At 57.8% G+C, this 15,875-nt stretch carries 13 protein-coding genes and 1 tRNA gene; 6 read left to right on the top strand and 8 right to left on the bottom strand.

Translation table 11 applies throughout. From position 1 onward, the window contains the following. Positions 1-375: 375 nt before the first annotated feature. Both aroL and ACYQ15_RS09890 read right to left on the bottom strand, forming a co-directional pair. Positions 376-1,011, bottom strand: a complete 636-nt coding sequence (aroL, locus tag ACYQ15_RS09895) for a shikimate kinase AroL (protein ID WP_459937347.1) — start codon at positions 1,009-1,011, stop codon at positions 376-378. After that, on the bottom strand, positions 1,008-4,205 hold the full coding sequence (locus ACYQ15_RS09890; protein WP_459937346.1) for an HAD-IA family hydrolase: 3,198 nt from the start codon (positions 4,203-4,205) through the stop codon (positions 1,008-1,010). The genes aroL and ACYQ15_RS09890 overlap by 4 nt, the downstream gene beginning before the upstream one ends. 709 nt (positions 4,206-4,914) lie before the next feature. Here ACYQ15_RS09890 and ACYQ15_RS09885 point away from each other — a divergent pair. Both ACYQ15_RS09885 and ACYQ15_RS09880 read left to right on the top strand, forming a co-directional pair. After that, positions 4,915-5,133, top strand: coding sequence for a hypothetical protein (locus tag ACYQ15_RS09885; RefSeq protein WP_459937345.1), 219 nt, complete (start codon positions 4,915-4,917; stop codon positions 5,131-5,133). A gap of 380 nt (positions 5,134-5,513) precedes the next feature. Next, complete coding sequence (locus tag ACYQ15_RS09880; RefSeq protein WP_459939569.1) at positions 5,514-6,749, top strand: radical SAM family protein; 1,236 nt, start codon at positions 5,514-5,516, stop codon at positions 6,747-6,749. A gap of 474 nt (positions 6,750-7,223) precedes the next feature. On the opposite strand, the gene purM is transcribed toward ACYQ15_RS09880, so the two are convergent. Continuing rightward, positions 7,224-8,273 (bottom strand): phosphoribosylformylglycinamidine cyclo-ligase, encoded by a 1,050-nt coding sequence (gene purM, locus ACYQ15_RS09875; RefSeq protein WP_459937344.1) that lies wholly within the window; start codon positions 8,271-8,273, stop codon positions 7,224-7,226. Between the two features lie 358 nt (positions 8,274-8,631). Here purM and ACYQ15_RS09870 point away from each other — a divergent pair, with 358 nt between their 5' ends. The 4 genes from ACYQ15_RS09870 (at position 8,632) to ACYQ15_RS09855 (ending at position 10,796) form a co-directional block, all read left to right on the top strand. Then, a complete protein-coding gene (locus tag ACYQ15_RS09870; RefSeq protein ID WP_459937343.1) occupies positions 8,632-8,832 on the top strand; it encodes a hypothetical protein in 201 nt (66 codons plus the stop codon). Between the two features lie 19 nt (positions 8,833-8,851). Beyond that, a complete protein-coding gene (gene amrS / locus ACYQ15_RS09865; RefSeq protein WP_459937342.1) occupies positions 8,852-9,907 on the top strand; it encodes an AmmeMemoRadiSam system radical SAM enzyme in 1,056 nt (351 codons plus the stop codon). Next, positions 9,904-10,410 carry a cob(I)yrinic acid a,c-diamide adenosyltransferase gene (locus tag ACYQ15_RS09860; protein ID WP_459937341.1) on the top strand — a complete coding sequence of 169 codons (507 nt, stop codon included), beginning with the start codon at positions 9,904-9,906 and terminating at the stop codon, positions 10,408-10,410. The genes amrS and ACYQ15_RS09860 overlap by 4 nt, the downstream gene beginning before the upstream one ends. A gap of 309 nt (positions 10,411-10,719) precedes the next feature. Then, a tRNA-Pro gene (locus ACYQ15_RS09855) sits at positions 10,720-10,796 on the top strand. A 91-nt stretch (positions 10,797-10,887) separates the two neighbouring features. Here ACYQ15_RS09855 and ACYQ15_RS09850 read toward each other — a convergent pair. From ACYQ15_RS09850 to ACYQ15_RS09830, 5 genes are all read right to left on the bottom strand, one after another. Further along, complete coding sequence (locus ACYQ15_RS09850; protein WP_459937340.1) at positions 10,888-12,456, bottom strand: ATP-binding protein; 1,569 nt, start codon at positions 12,454-12,456, stop codon at positions 10,888-10,890. A 109-nt stretch (positions 12,457-12,565) separates the two neighbouring features. Continuing rightward, positions 12,566-13,636, bottom strand: coding sequence for a protein-glutamate methylesterase/protein-glutamine glutaminase (locus ACYQ15_RS09845; protein ID WP_459937339.1), 1,071 nt, complete (start codon positions 13,634-13,636; stop codon positions 12,566-12,568). Further along, entirely contained in the window at positions 13,633-14,517 is an 885-nt protein-coding gene (locus ACYQ15_RS09840; protein WP_459937338.1) for a CheR family methyltransferase, read from the bottom strand. Before ACYQ15_RS09840 ends, ACYQ15_RS09845 begins: the two co-directional genes overlap by 4 nt. Further along, a complete protein-coding gene (locus tag ACYQ15_RS09835) occupies positions 14,514-15,044 on the bottom strand; it encodes a chemotaxis protein CheD (RefSeq protein ID WP_459937337.1) in 531 nt (176 codons plus the stop codon). Before ACYQ15_RS09835 ends, ACYQ15_RS09840 begins: the two co-directional genes overlap by 4 nt. Before the next feature lie 23 nt (positions 15,045-15,067). Continuing rightward, a complete protein-coding gene (locus ACYQ15_RS09830) occupies positions 15,068-15,562 on the bottom strand; it encodes a chemotaxis protein CheW (protein WP_459937336.1) in 495 nt (164 codons plus the stop codon). Between the last annotated feature and the right edge of the window lie 313 nt (positions 15,563-15,875).

Raw genomic sequence — 15,875 nt, 5'->3', positions numbered from 1 at the left:
TGTGCAATGATTTCCACCGGCACGGAGTTTTGTGACCCAGCTACTGGAGCCGTGCTCCAGCCGGAACTTTGTCTGAGTGCGTCCCGCCGTTGCCGCACTGGGGTGCGGCGCCCCCTGGATTCCACCTGCTGATTGCCGCACGCTTTTGAGCTGTTGTAACTACTCAGCACAAGGTAATGCCGTTGCCGGAACAAGAGCGGACACAAATGTGCTAAAAATGTGCTGAGTAGTTGCGAGCAGTTACTGGTTATTTGCTGAAAAATTACGACCATTGATACAATTTTGTGAACTCGGGCATTGCACGGAGGCATTTTGTCGCCAAATTTGTCAATGGCCGAGTTTGGCGTCCGGCACACGCGAAGTGGTTCAACGTTCTCACTTTGAATCCGGCGAATCAGGAATGCCGAGTTTTTCCAGGGCGTCTGCCAGGGATTGCTCAAGTGCGTCGTCGGCGTGCAGGATGTGCGTGGCCGCGCACATGTAGAGCGGGCCACGCTGGATATTGCATTGCGTAAGTTCCTGTTCCAGCGGCAGGTCGGACAGGGGGGGGCGATCCTGCTGGGCGGCGGATGATGCCAAACGCTGGAGCAGTGTCGGGATCTTGGCCATCAGGTAGAAGGTCGTGCCGGACTGCTGAATTCGTTTCAGATTGTCCGGATCAAGGACGATACCGCCGCCTGTGGCGATAACCTGTCCTTTCTCATGACAAACTTCTTGCAAGACAGCGGATTCAAGGCGCCGAAAGGCTTCCCAACCTTCGGATGCAACAATGTCAGCAATGGTGCGGCCGGCTTTCCGGGTGACCATTTCATCGGTGTCCACGAAGGTCAGGCCCAGGCGCTGGGCCAGTAGCTTGCCCAGGGTGGACTTGCCGCTGCCGCGCAACCCCACCAGAAAAATGTTCTCGGTCCGCGGATCGAGAACCATGGTCTTTTTTCCGGAGTCTTGCCGGTGAACCATGGTCGCTCCGGAGTCGGCAATCGAAATTTTATCCTGGATGAATCTGCTCATACGGAAATGCTCCAATCCATGGGCATGGGATCGTCCAGCAAGGTGGTTTCGGAACATCTGCCGGGAAGGAGATGCAACGTCTTCTCGCCAACCTGAACGACCCTTTCCTCACCCTCGCGTCCGGAAATGGACACCCGCGCCCGGCCGTGTTCGAGTTCAACATCGTACCAGGTCCGTCGAAGCTGAAAACGGAAGGTCAGTTTCTGCCAGTGTTCCGGCAATCTGGGCTGGATGACCGGATGCGGACCTCCCAGGTGGAGCCCGGCGAAGCAGCGGAGGATGATATCCAGGGTGGCGGCCATCACTCCTGTATGAATGCCTTCCTTCGTGGTGCCGCCCTGGGTATCGTAGACGTCGCTTTTCATCGCTTCCACAAACCAGCGCCACGTGCCGGCATCGGAATGGATGTAGTAGGAAACCACGGCATGGACCACCTTGCTCAGGGTTGAGCCATGGCTGGTTCTCGGTTCATAGTAGTCGTAGTTTTTTTGTAGCAATTCCCGCGGATCATCCACCTCGTGGCCGAGTTCACGCAGGATGTGGGCCACCTCGTCCGGTTCCAGCAGGTAGTACATCATCAGTACGTCGGCCTGCTTGGCGACTTTGTAATGGTCCGGACTGTCGCCTTCGGCCTTGAGAATGCGGTCCATGCGGTGGATGTCGTAGTACCGCCGCCGATAGGCATCCCAGTCAAGCTCGTCCAGGTCCATGTAGCCGTCGAACTGGTGGATGATTCCTTCCGGAGTCATCAAGACGTTGAGTTTCCCGATCATGTCTCGCCACTTCTCGGTTTCCTCGATCCTGAAGTCGATCTGATCCTGAAGCTTTTTCAGGGTTGCGCCAGGGAGACGGTTCACAAGTTTCAAGGCCTGTTCCAGGAGCCAGACCACCATCACGTTGGTGTAGGCATTGTCCTTGAGGCCGGGCTCATCACTGCCGGGGAGTTCCTCGTGGAACTCGTCCGGGCCCATCACTCCTTCAATATGATATTTTCCGGTTGCAGGATCATGGGTGGCGATATCGGCCCAGAAGCGGGCGATCTCCAGAAGCATTTCCGCGCCGTAATCCCGCAGAAACTGTTCATCCTTGGCCAGTTCCACATACCTCCAGACATTGGCGAAGATGGCAATGGACACATGGCGCTGCCTGCGACTCAAGTCCGGATCCCAGGTCTTTCCCGCGGGATTGTAATGGATTTCCTGGGTTTCCTCGTCGCCTCCGTCGGCGGTCTGCCAGGGATACATGGCGCCCTTGAAGCCGTAGCTGCGGGCATATTCCCGCGCTCCATTCAGGCGGTGATAGCGATAGAGAAGCAGGGAGCGCGATATTTCCGGGAAGTGCAGATCGAAAAAAGGCAGGATGTAGATTTCATCCCAGAAGATGTGTCCGCGGTAGGCTTCGCCGTGCAGCCCCCGGGCCGGCATGCCGGTGAACAGCCGGCGATTGTGGGGGGAAGCCGTGACCAGCAGGTGGTAGATGTGCAGTCTGACGGTGCGCTGCACGAAACGGTCTCCCTGGATCCGGATGTCCGCCTTGTCCCAGAGCGCGGCCCAGGCCCGCTCATGGGCGCTCAGAATCTTGCCGAAGGACGTGTGCTTGTCGAGCAGCGTGGATGCGGCACTGCTCAGATCCTGCACGCCGTCCAGCGACGTGTAGACGGCGACGGTTTTTTCCAGGGCATAGGTCCGGTTTTCAAGGGCCTGAAACCGGAGTTCCTCACCGATTTCCGCATCGATCTTGAAAATGGAGCGCTCAGGAGTGAGTTTCTTGTTGTCCTCCAGGAGCCGGGTACGCGCTTCCATATGAATCTGATATCCGGATGCGCTGGTCTTGACCCGCAGGCTCAGCCCGTCGGAGGTCTTGCCGGAGTGGATCAGCTCCAGGTGTTTCGACGTCAGCTGGGAATACCTGGGCACGTTGGTGTTTTCGACGTTGCCGTCCAGACTGACGCGCATGGTGATGGGCGCGGAATAATTGATCGGCGTCAGTTCATAGCGCAACGCGCAAAGGTTCGGTTCGGCCATGCTGGCCAGTCGGCTGGACTGGATGCGGGTGATCAGGCCATGGACGTCGCGACAGATCATGGTCCGGTACAGCACGCCCCGGCGCAAATCCAGCTCCTGCTTGTAGCTGAGCAGTTCCATCTGCAACGGGCTGAGATACTTGCTGTTGCCGATCTTGAACTCCACGGGCAGCCAGTTCGGGCAGTTCACGAAATCATTGTTGAAAATTTCGCGACCGTGCACCATGCTCGGAACCCGGTTGAAGATGCCGGCCAGATAGGTGCCGGGATAATGATAAAAAGAGGCCCGCTCGCCCTCGAAACAGCCGCGGACCCCCATGTAGCCGTTGCCTACGGTGGTCAGCGTTTCGCGCAGTTTCTCGTCACCACGATCCAGGCCGGTATAGGAATGTTTCCAGCCGTCGTTTTGCAGGTCCTGCTCGAACCATTTGCGGATGTCTTCGGGACACGTCTCAGTGAGGTCGCCAAGTACCAGATCGGCCCCGAACTGGCGGAACATCTCCCCGTCGCCATTGGTGGCCAGGCCGATGATCATTCCGAAGTTTCCGGCCCGTCCGGCCCGAACCCCGGCCAGCGTATCATCCACAACGAGGCATTCGCCCGGGTAGCACCCCATGGCCCGGGCCGCCGCAAGCATCATGTCCGGTTGCGGTTTCTCCTTGAGGTTCTGCTCCTGAAGCATTTCCTCGTCCATGCGGACGTCGTACAATCCCTCAAGTCCGGCGAGTTTGAGTATGCAGTCGCAGTTCAGGCTGGAGGAGATGATTCCGATCAGAAAGCCTTCGTTCTTGAGCGATTTCAACAGCTCAACGGAAGCGTCGATGACTTTTGGGCCGTGAGTGTTCAGCAACTCCAGGAACAGGTCGTTCTTGCGCCGACCGAGCCCATGAATGGTCTGATCTTCCGCCTTGTCATCCGGCCTGCCGTAGGGAGGCTCGATGTTCCGGGACTTGAAGAAACTCAAGGCTCCTTCAAAGGCCGGTCTGCGTTCGAGGTGGTTCTTGTAGTCGCCCTGGGGATCAAAGGGGCGGAAGGGACGACCTTCTTTTTCGGCGTTGGATTCCAGAAAAGGATTAAGGGTTTCTTCCCAGGCTTTGGCGTGGAGATGGTCCGTGCTGGTGAGCACGCCCCCCAGATCGAAAATAGCAGCCTTCGGCTTCACACCGGTCATTGTTCCTCCCTGGTTTAACAGTGGTCGGCTTGATGTGGTCAGAAACAACGTCACGGTATCTTGGCGCGGTTTTCCCGCGCACAGACAGTTCACTGACGGCCGAATCCGTTGCATAGATCGGCAACCCGTTTGCAATGCAGATCCAGCATGGCGAGCCGCGCCATGGGCTCGGCGCGGAGTTGCCGATGTTTTTTGCGGCTATTCTGAGCAACGAAAAGACTCAGGTCAACCATATCGGCTCGTGTTTTCAAAATCTCCGGGTATCTATTCAACAAAATTCGAGAAGAAGATCTGGATAGGAGCGTTCACCGGTATGGCTGATGTGACACGGCTTGCTGCGACAAGTCATTCCGGCGAAAGCCGGAATCCAGTGCAGAAAAATGGTATTCAAGATAATTCGTAACTAGTCAACACATACTCTGTGGTCACTCGCCAGAACTGGATTCCGGCTTTCGCCGGAATGACGTATCATACCATGTCCTTTCCAAGTTAAGTCATACCGGCGAAGGCCGGTATCCAGTCTAATTTTCTCGGATGAGCTGAGTAGTTACCATAATTCAACATAATGTCCTGAACAGTAATCATTTCCGGATGATAAAGACACTCGGAACGGGAATTTCAGCGGAATCCCCTGGCGAAGCCAGGGCAATGCAAAGGTTGCCAGTCTGGCCGGTGATGGCCTATCGATCAGGCATCCGGGATGTTCATTTTGTCGGAACTTCTCAGCGCACCTGAAATGCTCTTTTTTCCGACAATCGGTATCGGTATCGCAAACGAGGTCGTGGCGGCGGCAAAATATGGATGTCCCCACATGGCTTTATTTAATGTCGATCCCGATAGCGATCCCACGACCCATCTCGATGCCGATGCCGACCCCGATACCGACCCCGATGCCGATACCGATGCCGACCCCGACCCCCATTCTTGATGCAAACCCGGCACACGGCATTATATTGATGGGTCGTTCTTTTGTAACTATTCAGCAAAATCCGCGAAAAAGATCTGGATACCGGCGTTCGCCGGTATGACTGTATAGATGCAGCTTGCCACGATAAGTCATTCCGGCGAAAGCCGGAATCCAGTGCAGATGAATGACCACCCTCCGGATGAATTGAATAGTTACAACCAGGTTAGCAATAGCGCCGGCGTTGGATGTTATGACTTATGCAGAACGGCTTGAAGCGACAAGTCTTTCCGGCGAACGCCGGAATCCAGTGCAGGTGAATGGCCAACCACCGGATGTTCTGAATAGTTACGTTCTTTTTTTGTAATGGAGGAACCGCTTTGTCCAGGACTATTGAACCACGCATGGTCTATGCTGACCAGCGTGGGCGAATTTTCGATCATCCCAGGCTGGGCATGACCTGCCGCGGCGGCTTGGAGATCCGTCAGCCACGACCCGAGGAACTGATTCCGCTACCGCAGGAGTGCGAGCTGTTTCTTTTGCCGGGAAGAAAAGCCATGGGCTGGGACAATGACCGGCAAGATGTCCAGGTTTCGGATCAAACCGCCGTGGCGGCCTTCGTTAGCCCCGGCCATACCCTGAGCGCTGTCTGCGCCTATGCGGCGGAAGCGGGGGCGCCGGTGTTGCCGCTGTTCGCCTATGGCGCCGTGGGCTTTGCCCGGGATCGCTTCTGGGTTTGCGCGAATAAGGTGGATCAGGATCCTCGGCAGCAGTTCTCCGGAATCGCTTCGCAGCGGATTCACGCCGGTGCGAAGCAGTGGCTGAAGACTTTCCCCGGCAATCGCCTGGTGCGCCATCTCGCCAATTGCGCGCTGGTTTCATCCTGCCCCGCGGCGCGCAATCTGGCCCTGGGTCGGTATGAGGCGCCTCTGCCCACATCGAGGACCTGCAATGCCCGCTGTCTGGGATGTCTTTCCCTGCAGCCCCGCGATTCGGGATTTCCGGCGACCCAGAACCGGATCGGATTTCGTCCGACCCCCGGGGAAGTCATCCAGGTTATGCAGCGCCATGGCCGGCGTGAGCCCAAGGCCATATTTTCTTTCGGGCAGGGGTGTGAAGGGGAGCCGCTGACCGAAGCCGACCTGATCGCCGAGGCGGTGCAGGGGTTTCGGAAGAGTGGAGGCGCGGGTACCGTCAATGTGAACACCAACGCCAGTTTGCCGAAGACGATTCCCCTGCTTGCCAAGGCCGGAGTCTCATCGATCAGGGTCAGCCTGAACAGTGCAATGGATGAAGCGTACCAGCGGTATTATCGACCCAAAGGCTACGCGTTCTCCGACGTGCGGGAAAGCATCCGTCAGGCCAAACAGACCGGGATGTTCGTTTCCCTGAACTATCTTTTCTTTCCCGGAATCAATGATACACGGCCTGAGCTGGAGGCGCTCACGGAACTGGTCCAAACCGAAAAGGTGGACTTCATCCAGTTGCGCAACATGAATCTCGATCCGGAACTGTATCTGGGACTGTACCCGGACATCAGGGAGGAAGCCCTGGGACTGCATACGTTCATGAACGAGGTGAAACGGCAAGCCCCATGGATTCGTTTCGGGTACTTCAATCCATATCTGGCGGAACGTTAAGCAGCTGTTCCACCAAGCCGTTTATCTTCTTGACTATTCGACAACGATACAATTGCCGATTTTTGGTATCGAAATCGGGGTCGGTATCGGTATCGGTATCGGTATCGGTATCGAAAGCGAAGCATGTGGAAGAGCATTCCAGTTTTTTCGCCCCCGATACCGATTACCGGAGGAAGGCACAGAGTAGAAGTGTCCTGAGCAGTTCCTTTTTTTATAACTGCTTCAATAGCTTGTGGCAATCAAGGGGGTACATGCTGGGAGCGCCGCACCCCAGTGCGGCAACGGAGTAACGCATTGATGACCAAGTTCCGGCTGGAGCTTGCCTCCATGAATTGGATCACGAAACGCAGCGCAAGTGGGAAAACTTGCACAGGAAATTTCATCGCCCGCCCTTTTAGAGCAGTTACTTTTCTTCCTGGTGAGCCATTTTTCGTGGAGCCTCCGTGGGCTCCACGTGTCAATCTTCAGCAGGGCTCAGAAGACGATCTGGACCTGCTCCCCGGTGCTGCCGTTGCGTTCGCGGAGTTCGCCGATCTGCCAGGCTTCATAATTCTGGGCATTGAGGCGGGAGATGATCTCCTCGGCGTGTTCCTTGGCCACGATCAGGAGAAACCCGATGCCGACGTTGAAGATCTGGTGCATTTCCTCCCAGGAAAGCCGCGCCGTCTGTTTGACCCAGAGGAAGTCCTGGGCCACGGGCCAGGAGCCGAACTGGATGGACGCGAGCAGCTGGCGGGGAATGATGCGGGGGATGTTGTCGTAGAAGCCGCCCCCGGTAACGTGAACCATGCCCTTGATGGGCAGGTCGCGCAGCAGGTTGAGCACGGGCTTGACGTAGATTTTGGTCGGACTGAGGAGGACGTCGGCCACGCTGCGCTGTGTGCCGGGAAACGTGTCCTGGCCCTGCAGTCCGGATTCGGCCAGCGCCTTGCGGACCAGGGAGTACCCGTTGGAATGAAAGCCCGACGAAGCCAAGCCAATGATCTGGTCGCCGGAAGAGGATCCGGAGCCGTCAATGATCTTTGTATTCTCGACGATCCCGACGCAAAAACCGGCCAAATCATACTCGCCGGGAGCATAGAAATCCGGCATTTCCGCTGTTTCGCCGCCAAGCAGGGCACATCCGGCCTCTTTGCAGCCCGCCGCGATGCCGGAAACCACCTGTTCCGCCTGTTCCAGGTTCAATTTTCCCGTGGCGAAATAGTCGAGAAAGAACATCGGCTTGGCGCCCTGGACGAGAATGTCGTTGACATTCATGGCCACCAGATCAATACCTATAGTTTCATGACGTTGAAAGGCACAGGCCAATTTGAGCTTGGTACCCACTCCGTCCGTGGATGCGACAAGGACAGGATCATTGAACTGGTTCATGTCGGGTTTGAACAGCCCGCCGAAGCCGCCGATATCGGAAACCACGCCTTTGATATGCGTGGAAGCGATGGCTTTCTTGATCCGGGAGACAAGTTGATTGCCGGCCTCGATGTCGACGCCTGCCTGCTGATAGGCTTTTGAACGGTGGGACATGGAACTGTGGCTCCTTGAAGTAATGGTCATGAATCAATAATCTTTATAACCTCAATACTCCGCCAACTCAAGGAAAATCATGAGCCGAGAAATGGAAGTGCGTTTTCAAAAGACAGAGGGAGCAGGTTTTGAAGAAAGGTTCAGGAATAGTTGCCATCGATTGTGGCCGCATCTCCTTTCTTTGCTGGTTGCCCTGTGCCTTCCCGGCCATTTGTTTACGGGATCCGTGTGGGCGGGGCAGACCGCGGGTATTGTTTCCGTCCAGACAGAGGGCGGCGTATACATCGGCCCGGGTATGAGATCCAATGACACCGTGATCCGAATCGGTCCATCCGGAGCTCAGGAAGGCAGGATTTACATGGACAGAAATCCCGGAACCGGAGATCGGATCTTCCATGTCGTTCCGCCCCCTGAGAGGGAGCAACCCCATGCCGTGATCTTCGGGCCGATGTGGATCTCTCCGGAGGTTGTCCTGCCTGTTCCAGGGTGTCCGGGAGATTTGCGAAAAAAACAGGGTGGTTTGAAGCATCCGGAAGTACATGGCAAGCCGAACCAATAAGTTTCAGCAAGGAGGTCGTATGGACTCGCCAATAGATGACAAAGCCATGCTTTGGAAGCCGTTGAAAGACAGCAAGGTCCATTGCCGGTTGTGCTCGCATTTTTGCGTCATTCCCGATGCAGGACGCGGGCTTTGCGGTGTGCGGGAAAACCGCGAAGGCGTTTTGTACACTCTGGTGCGCGACAAGGTGGCGGCGTTGCATCTGGATCCCGTGGAAAAAAAGCCGCTGTACCATTTTTATCCGGGCACAACGACACTGTCCCTGGGGACCATGGGCTGCAACCTCTCCTGTTCCTTTTGCCAGAATTTCAGCCTGTCCCAGCCGCCGCGGCAGGGCAAAGCCGTCAGGGGCGAGCGCGTCACGGCCGGGGAGGTCGTGGACGCGGCCGTCCGCGCCGCGGCATCAAGCATTTCCTATACCTATTCGGAGCCGACGATCTTCTTTGAGCTGGTTGTGGACGTCGCCGCCAAGTCCCATGAGAGAGGGTTGCAGAACATCATCGTCTCCAACGGCTTCCAGACCAAGGAATGTCTGGAGGTCTGGGGGCCGCTCATTGATGCCGCGAACATCGACCTGAAGGCCTTCACGGAAGACTTCTACAAGAATATTTGCGGCGCCGGCCTGAAACCGGTCCTGGACAACCTGAAGACCATCCACAATCTGGGCTGGTGGCTGGAGGTGACCACTCTGGTCATTCCCGGCCTGAACGACGATCCCGGCGAACTACGAGCCATGGCGGAGTTTATTCAGGGTGAGCTTGGGCCGGAGGTGCCGTGGCATTTGTCGCGGTTTCGTCCGGATCACGCCATGAACGACCGACCTCCGACTCCGCCGCAAACCCTGCGCAAGGCCTGGGAAATCGGCAAGCAGGCCGGCTTGCATCATGTCTATGTGGGCAATATTACCGGAGTCGCCGGGGAGCAGACCGATTGCCACGAATGCGGTGCGACGCTACTTCGCCGTTCCGGATTTGGTGTCCGAAACCTGGCGTTGGACAAAGGGGGGTGCCGAAACTGCGGCCGGAAGGCGGAGGGAAGGGGCATGGAGTCGATTTCTTTGGAGGGCACGACATGATCGTTGTCTACACCGGTGACGGCAAAGGCAAGACCTCGGCGGCCATGGGGCAGATCATGCGGGCAATGGGCCACGGCATGCGCGTGGCCTGCGCCCAGTTCATGAAGCGGGGAGGGGTTGCCGGGGAGCAGTCCGTCCTGGTCACCATGCTGGGGGAGGATTACCATGTCGGCGGATTAGGCTTCATGCGGGATCAGCGGGATTATTCCCGCCACCGCGATGCTGCACACGCGACCTTGAAATGGGCCGAGGGCCGACTTGCGGAACCGATTCAAATCCTGGTGCTGGATGAAATGCTCTACGCGCTGGGCGCAGGACTCATCGAGCAGCAAGAGGCGCAATCCCTGCTGGACGTCGCGAAAGCCAGGGAAATTCACCTGGTCCTGACCGGCCGGGGGCTACCCGACTGGCTGCGCGACCAGGCGGACCTGGTCACGGAACTGGTGGTCCTCAAGCACCCGTACAACCAGGGTCAGGCCGCCCTGCGGGGCATCGACTTCTGAGTCGCAAAAGAATTGAGATGTCCACGGTCCGATCAGGGAATTTTATAGATGCGTTTTTGCGTCTGTAACTATTCAGCACACGTTCTTTCTCCGGTAATCGGAATCGGGGTCGGGGTCGGAATCGATTTCGAAAACAATGGAGTGCCCTTCCACATGGCTTCGATCCCGATCCCGATCCCGATACCGACCCCGATTCCGAGCGAAACCCGACAACAGCATTGGTTTGCTGAGTAGTTACTTGCGTTTTTTTGTTTCGATTTTCGGAAAAAACTTGCTTGTTATGACATTATGAGTTAATTTCTGAGGTTTCGGGGCGTAGCGCAGTTTGGCAGCGCACCTGCCTTGGGAGCAGGGGGTCGGACGTTCAAATCGTCTCGCCCCGACCAGTGAAATCAAGGGGTTACGATGCAAATCGTGACCCCTTTTTTCGTGCACAGCATTGAGTTGGTACAGAAGCGGGGCCTTCTTTCTCCAAAATTATCCGACCCGCCGCCCATCCAGCGCGATCAAATTCCTTTCGGCCCGACTGAAGACCAAGCCAAGCTCATGGACGGTCATCCCGGATTGGCCTCGGTATTTCTCGCTGTAGCCCTTGGCCTGGATTTGCTCCAGAGCCGGATTGCCCTGGATTTTTGACTGTGACACGTGCTTTATTTCCATGACAAAGACTCTGTTTTCCAGAATCACGGTCAGGTCCGCCTGGCCCTGGTTGGTGATGTCCTCGGGGATGATTCGGGCGTTCAGGGAGGAGAAAAATGCGTAGAGCACCGAGGCGTAGTAGCCCTCGCAATCCAGCAGGTCGGTGTTGGTGACGTTGCGGTAGGGGATGGCCGCAAAGAGGCGGTGGATGATCCCGGCCAGGGCCGAGAGATCATTGACGGTGTCGGTCGAGACGAGGGCTTGATAGAGTTCCTCCTGCATGGAGAATTTGGGGGCGTCGATCCGCGTATAGCCGGTGATCAGAGCATCGCTTAACGCCAGGCGCACTTCCATGTTCGGGATGCGCAGCAGGTACAAAATCCTTTGCCGACGGCTAAAGCTCTCGGCGATGGTCAGGTACCCGGCCTGGAAGAGCAGTGTTTCGGGGGTGAGGGTGTCCACGTCAAAGGAGTTCAGGATTTCCTCGCCTACTTCGATCTGCTCCAGGTTCGGCAAAAAGTACCGTTTCTGCTGGAAGACCTTGATCAGAAAGCTCGGACTGCCGGTCTCGAACCAGTAGCTGCGGTAGACCTTGCCCTTTTGCAGAAAAAGCAGCACGTCAAAGGGATTGTAGACCGGTTCGCCCAGCCATTGATAGCCGTTATACCACCTGCGGAATTGTTCCAGGTCCACGTCGGCCAGATGGTCGGCAAAACTGTTTTCCAACTCCTGTTGAGTGTAGCCACAGATGGTTGCATAGCGCGGATCAATGGTCAGGTCATCCAGATTGTTCAGATCACTGAACAGACTGACCTTGGAGAATTTGCTGACCCCGGTCATGAAGATGCACTGGATGTGGGCGTCCTGGGGTTTCATCATGGAGTACAGGTTGCGCAGCCCCTTGCGCATTTCCCGCGCGACATCGGGATTTCCCAGATTGTCGAGGATGGGCTTGTCGTACTCGTCGATCAGGACCACAGCCCGGCGGCCGGTCTGAATATGGGCTTGGCTGATCAGATGCCCGAAACTGCCGGGAATGTCCTGGCCTGGGTCTTCCTTGATGCCCAGCAGGCGGGCGTTGTCCCGCAAGATGAGTCCAATGCGCCGGTCCAGCTCTTCCCGATTTCGGAGACTGCCTCCGCCGAAATCGATCTTGATCACCGGATGAACCGTTTCCCAGTCCCATTTGTCGTGGATGTACAGCCCCCGAAAGAGCGGCTCATTGGCTTCGAACAGTTGCTTGAGGGTGTCTAAAAACAGGGACTTTCCGAAGCGTCGGGGCCGGGAAAGAAAATAGCGGCCCGGTTTGAGGACCAGTTGGTGAACGTGCAAGGTTTTGTCCACATAGACGAAACCGTCGGTACGGATGGAGTCGAAGGTGTTGATGCCTACGGGTAAGTGCAGCATGGAGGCTCCTTTGTCCGGGTCCGGGTGGCGCGCAGGTGGAAGCAGGGGGTTCTTCAGCCTGCCTCGGCGCGGGTGAGAGGTCAAGAGCCGGTCCGCGGAGGAGGCGGTGTTACGAGCCTGTCCGGCCGTCGCGTCCCGCAAGGGCTGCGATGATGGTTTCGGCCATGTCCTCAATGGGTACGAGGCGTTCCGCCCCGCCCCGGAGATGGGCCTCCCGGGGCATGCCGAAGACCACGGATGTTCGCTCGTCCTGGGCGAAACAGCGCGCTCCGGCCCGGCGCATTCGCAGCAGGGCGTCAGCGCCGTCGGCGCCCATGCCGGTGAGTACCACGCCCACGGCGTTGGAGCCGACAAATTCGGCTACCGAATCGAACAAGGCTTCCACCGAGGGGCAGTGCCGGTTGATGGCCGGACCAGACGATACGTCGGCCAGATAGATGCCCCCGGATCGCCGGATCCGCAGATGGCTGCCGCCGGGGGCCACCAGGACCCGCCCCGGCATGATGCGATCTCCGCTTCTGGCTTCCCGGACCTCCATGGCGCTCAACGCGTTCAAACGTTCGGCAAAGGTGCGGGTGAATCCCTCCGGCATGTGCTGCACAACGACCGTCCCGGGAAAGGCGGCCGGCAGTCGCGACACGATTTCGCGAATGGCTTCGGTTCCGCCGGTGGAAGCGCCGATGGCCACCACCTTGTCCGTTGATTCGCTCAGGCTGTGCGCGACGATGCGGGGTGCGGGCCGTTCCGGTCGGCCTTGTTTCCATTGGCTGACATTGGCCCCGGCGGCGACTTTCACCTTGGCCCGCAGTTCGGCCATCATGGCATTGAGTCCGCGGGCGATATCGGCCTTGGGTTTGGCCACGAAATCCACGGCCCCGGCTTCCAGGGCGTCCATGGTGATTTGCTTGCCCTGTTCGGTCAGGGCGCTGACCATGACCACGGGCAAGGGATACTGGGGCATCAGCTTGCGCAGGAAGGACACGCCGTCCATTCTCGGCATCTCCACGTCCAGGGTCAGGACATCGGGGCGGAGTTGAATGATCATGTCCCGGGCCTGAAAAGGATCGACCGCGGCCCCGACCACTTCGATCGCAGGGTCTTCGGCCAGGCCCTGACGCAGTATTTCCCGCACCAGGGCCGAGTCGTCCACGATCAGGGTGCGAATTTTTCTATTCTTCATTCCTTTCTCCGATAGACTGCCGGCTGGATGTAGGCGAAGTCCGGATTGGTCCGGCCGATGGTTTCGGAGTGGCCGATCAGCAGATAACCGCCCGGCTCAAGGAACCGGGCGAACCGCCGGAGCAACGCCTGTCGCGCGGACAGGTCGAAATAGATCATCACGTTGCGGCAAAAGATCAGGTCAAAGGGTTGGCGAAAGGGAAAACGCTCGTTCATCAGGTTGAACCGCCGAAAAGTGATCTCGCGGCGCAACGGGCTCGCGACCTGCAGGCCGCCGTCCTGACGGCGGACAAAATACTTGCGCAGGATATGACGGGGAATGTTTTTTGCCTGCTCCGCGGGGTAGATGCCCAGCCTGGCCTTTTCCAGGGCTCTGGCGGAAATGTCCGTGGCCAGCAGTCCGGCATCCCATCGCGGGTACTCGGGCCCGAAATAATCGAGCATGGTGATCAGGATCGAATAGGGCTCTTCTCCGGTGGAGGCCGCGGCGCACCAGATTCTCAGATCCCGGTTTCCATTTTGATCTCCCCTGGCCTTCAGATGCGGGAGGATGGTTTCACGCAGAAACGTGAAATGATCCGCCTCTCGAAAAAAGAAGGTGTGATTGGTGGCAATGCGGTTGACCAGTTCGCCGAGGGTCTGGTCGCAGCCGCTGGATTCCAGGTGCCGACGATAGGCCCGGAAATCCGGAAGACCCATGTGTCGCAGCAGGCCCTGCAACCGTCCGATCAACAACGAACGCTTCTGGTCGGTCAGGTTGATCCCGAACCGGGACCGGATCAGGTCGCTGATGAAGCGGAAATCCTCTTCGCGCAACTCCAGGCAGGGAGGATGGCCTTTTCGCGAAACGCGCGATTCGGGGTGCTCGTGGTTCGCCTTCATTCCCGTCCGCCCTGCGCAGTGTCTGCCCAACGGCGGTGGTCCGGATACCAGTCCGTTGCGCGAACCCGCTCCACCTTGGCAACGACGGTTTCGCCCGTAGCGGAATGGAAGATCACCTTGCGCGCCCTGTTGCCGCCGACATCCTTGCCGACCAGAGGAATTCCCAGCCTCAAAAGCACTTCTTCGCCGACCCGCACGTTCCGTTCCGCAAGCTCGGGTTGGAAGCCCACGGCCTCCACCCGCTCGGCGCCGCCGTAGATCTGGGCTTCCATGGCTTCAGGACGGGAGCCCAGGTCCAAGAGCATCCGGGCCAGGGCCACGATGGCCGGCGCCGCAAACATGGCATTGGATACTCCGTTTTCGCGAACCGGAAGCAGGTAATGCCCCATTCCGCCACGGCCGGACTCCGGGTCAAACAGCGTCACCGCCACCCCGGAGGCCGCCACAACGGCCAGCCGGGTCGGTTCAAGAGGGACGCAGAGATGACCGGGAGGCAGAAAGCGGTGGTGGATTTGAATGGTGTGCATGGGCCGTTCTCCAGCAGTACAGCCTACTCCGCCATGGCTGCCAGCTCATCGTCACGCAGCAATCTGCTCACATCCAACAGGATCTTGACTGTCTCGCCGACCTTGCCCATCCCCAGAATATACCGGCTGTTCGCGGTCGGAGCCAGGCTCGGGGGCGGGGAGACGCTGCCGGGAGGGATTTCCCGGACCTCCTGGACCGTGTCCACGATCAGTCCGAACACGCTTCCGTTGATGTTCACCACGATGACGCACGTTCGTTCGTCGTAGTCCCGGGGCGGCATCTTGAAGCGCAGCCGAATGTCCAGAACCGGGATGACCTGGCCGCGGAGATTGATCACGCCGCGGACGAACTCCGGCATGTCCGGCACCTCGGTGATCTTCTGCAGACCCACGATCTCGGTCACATAGCGTATTTCGATCCCGTAATCCTCATGCCCGATGTGAAAGGTCAAATAGCGATGAGACAATGTGTCTTCATTCTCGTCCATGGTGTCGCGGGAAATATCAAAGGCTCCCATGATGGCCCCACCTCCGGTGTCGTGGTTGCGGCGTTGCTGCTCAGCCGGACCGTTTCCTCTCTCGCAAGGGTTTGCTGAAGGTAACTGTTCAGCTTCGTTCGGGCTTGTCTCGATTTTTCGGCCTCGCAACTCCTTCACCGGCTTCGTAACATCGAACCATTGCTCGAATAAACTCGAAATGGTGCTTCAGGCGTTTGGCAATGGTTCGATGAACGAATCCTGGCTCAGTCAGACAGGCGAGGCCGAAAAATCGAGACAAGCCCGAACATTCCGTGTCTGATCATGAAAAGTGCTGAGTAGTTACTGCTGAAGA

The organism is Desulfonatronum parangueonense (assembly GCF_054656975.1).
The sequence above is the reverse complement of the archived record's forward strand: the minus strand, read 5'-3'. Positions and strand labels throughout refer to the sequence as shown.

What these genes read in the sequence shown, in the direction of transcription:
- ACYQ15_RS09860 (WP_459937341.1), top strand. Translation starts at nt 9,904, where the DNA reads ATGATCGTTGTCTACACCGGTGACGGCAAAGGCAAGACCTCGGCGGCC.
- aroL (WP_459937347.1), bottom strand. Translation starts at nt 1,011, where the DNA reads ATGAGCAGATTCATCCAGGATAAAATTTCGATTGCCGACTCCGGAGCG.
- amrS (WP_459937342.1), top strand. Translation starts at nt 8,852, where the DNA reads ATGGACTCGCCAATAGATGACAAAGCCATGCTTTGGAAGCCGTTGAAA.
- ACYQ15_RS09890 (WP_459937346.1), bottom strand. Translation starts at nt 4,205, where the DNA reads ATGACCGGTGTGAAGCCGAAGGCTGCTATTTTCGATCTGGGGGGCGTG.
- purM (WP_459937344.1), bottom strand. Translation starts at nt 8,273, where the DNA reads ATGTCCCACCGTTCAAAAGCCTATCAGCAGGCAGGCGTCGACATCGAG.
- ACYQ15_RS09870 (WP_459937343.1), top strand. Translation starts at nt 8,632, where the DNA reads ATGGACAGAAATCCCGGAACCGGAGATCGGATCTTCCATGTCGTTCCG.
- ACYQ15_RS09880 (WP_459939569.1), top strand. Translation starts at nt 5,514, where the DNA reads ATGGTCTATGCTGACCAGCGTGGGCGAATTTTCGATCATCCCAGGCTG.
- ACYQ15_RS09835 (WP_459937337.1), bottom strand. Translation starts at nt 15,044, where the DNA reads ATGCACACCATTCAAATCCACCACCGCTTTCTGCCTCCCGGTCATCTC.
- ACYQ15_RS09830 (WP_459937336.1), bottom strand. Translation starts at nt 15,562, where the DNA reads ATGGGAGCCTTTGATATTTCCCGCGACACCATGGACGAGAATGAAGAC.
- ACYQ15_RS09845 (WP_459937339.1), bottom strand. Translation starts at nt 13,636, where the DNA reads ATGAAGAATAGAAAAATTCGCACCCTGATCGTGGACGACTCGGCCCTG.
- ACYQ15_RS09850 (WP_459937340.1), bottom strand. Translation starts at nt 12,456, where the DNA reads ATGCTGCACTTACCCGTAGGCATCAACACCTTCGACTCCATCCGTACC.
- ACYQ15_RS09840 (WP_459937338.1), bottom strand. Translation starts at nt 14,517, where the DNA reads ATGAAGGCGAACCACGAGCACCCCGAATCGCGCGTTTCGCGAAAAGGC.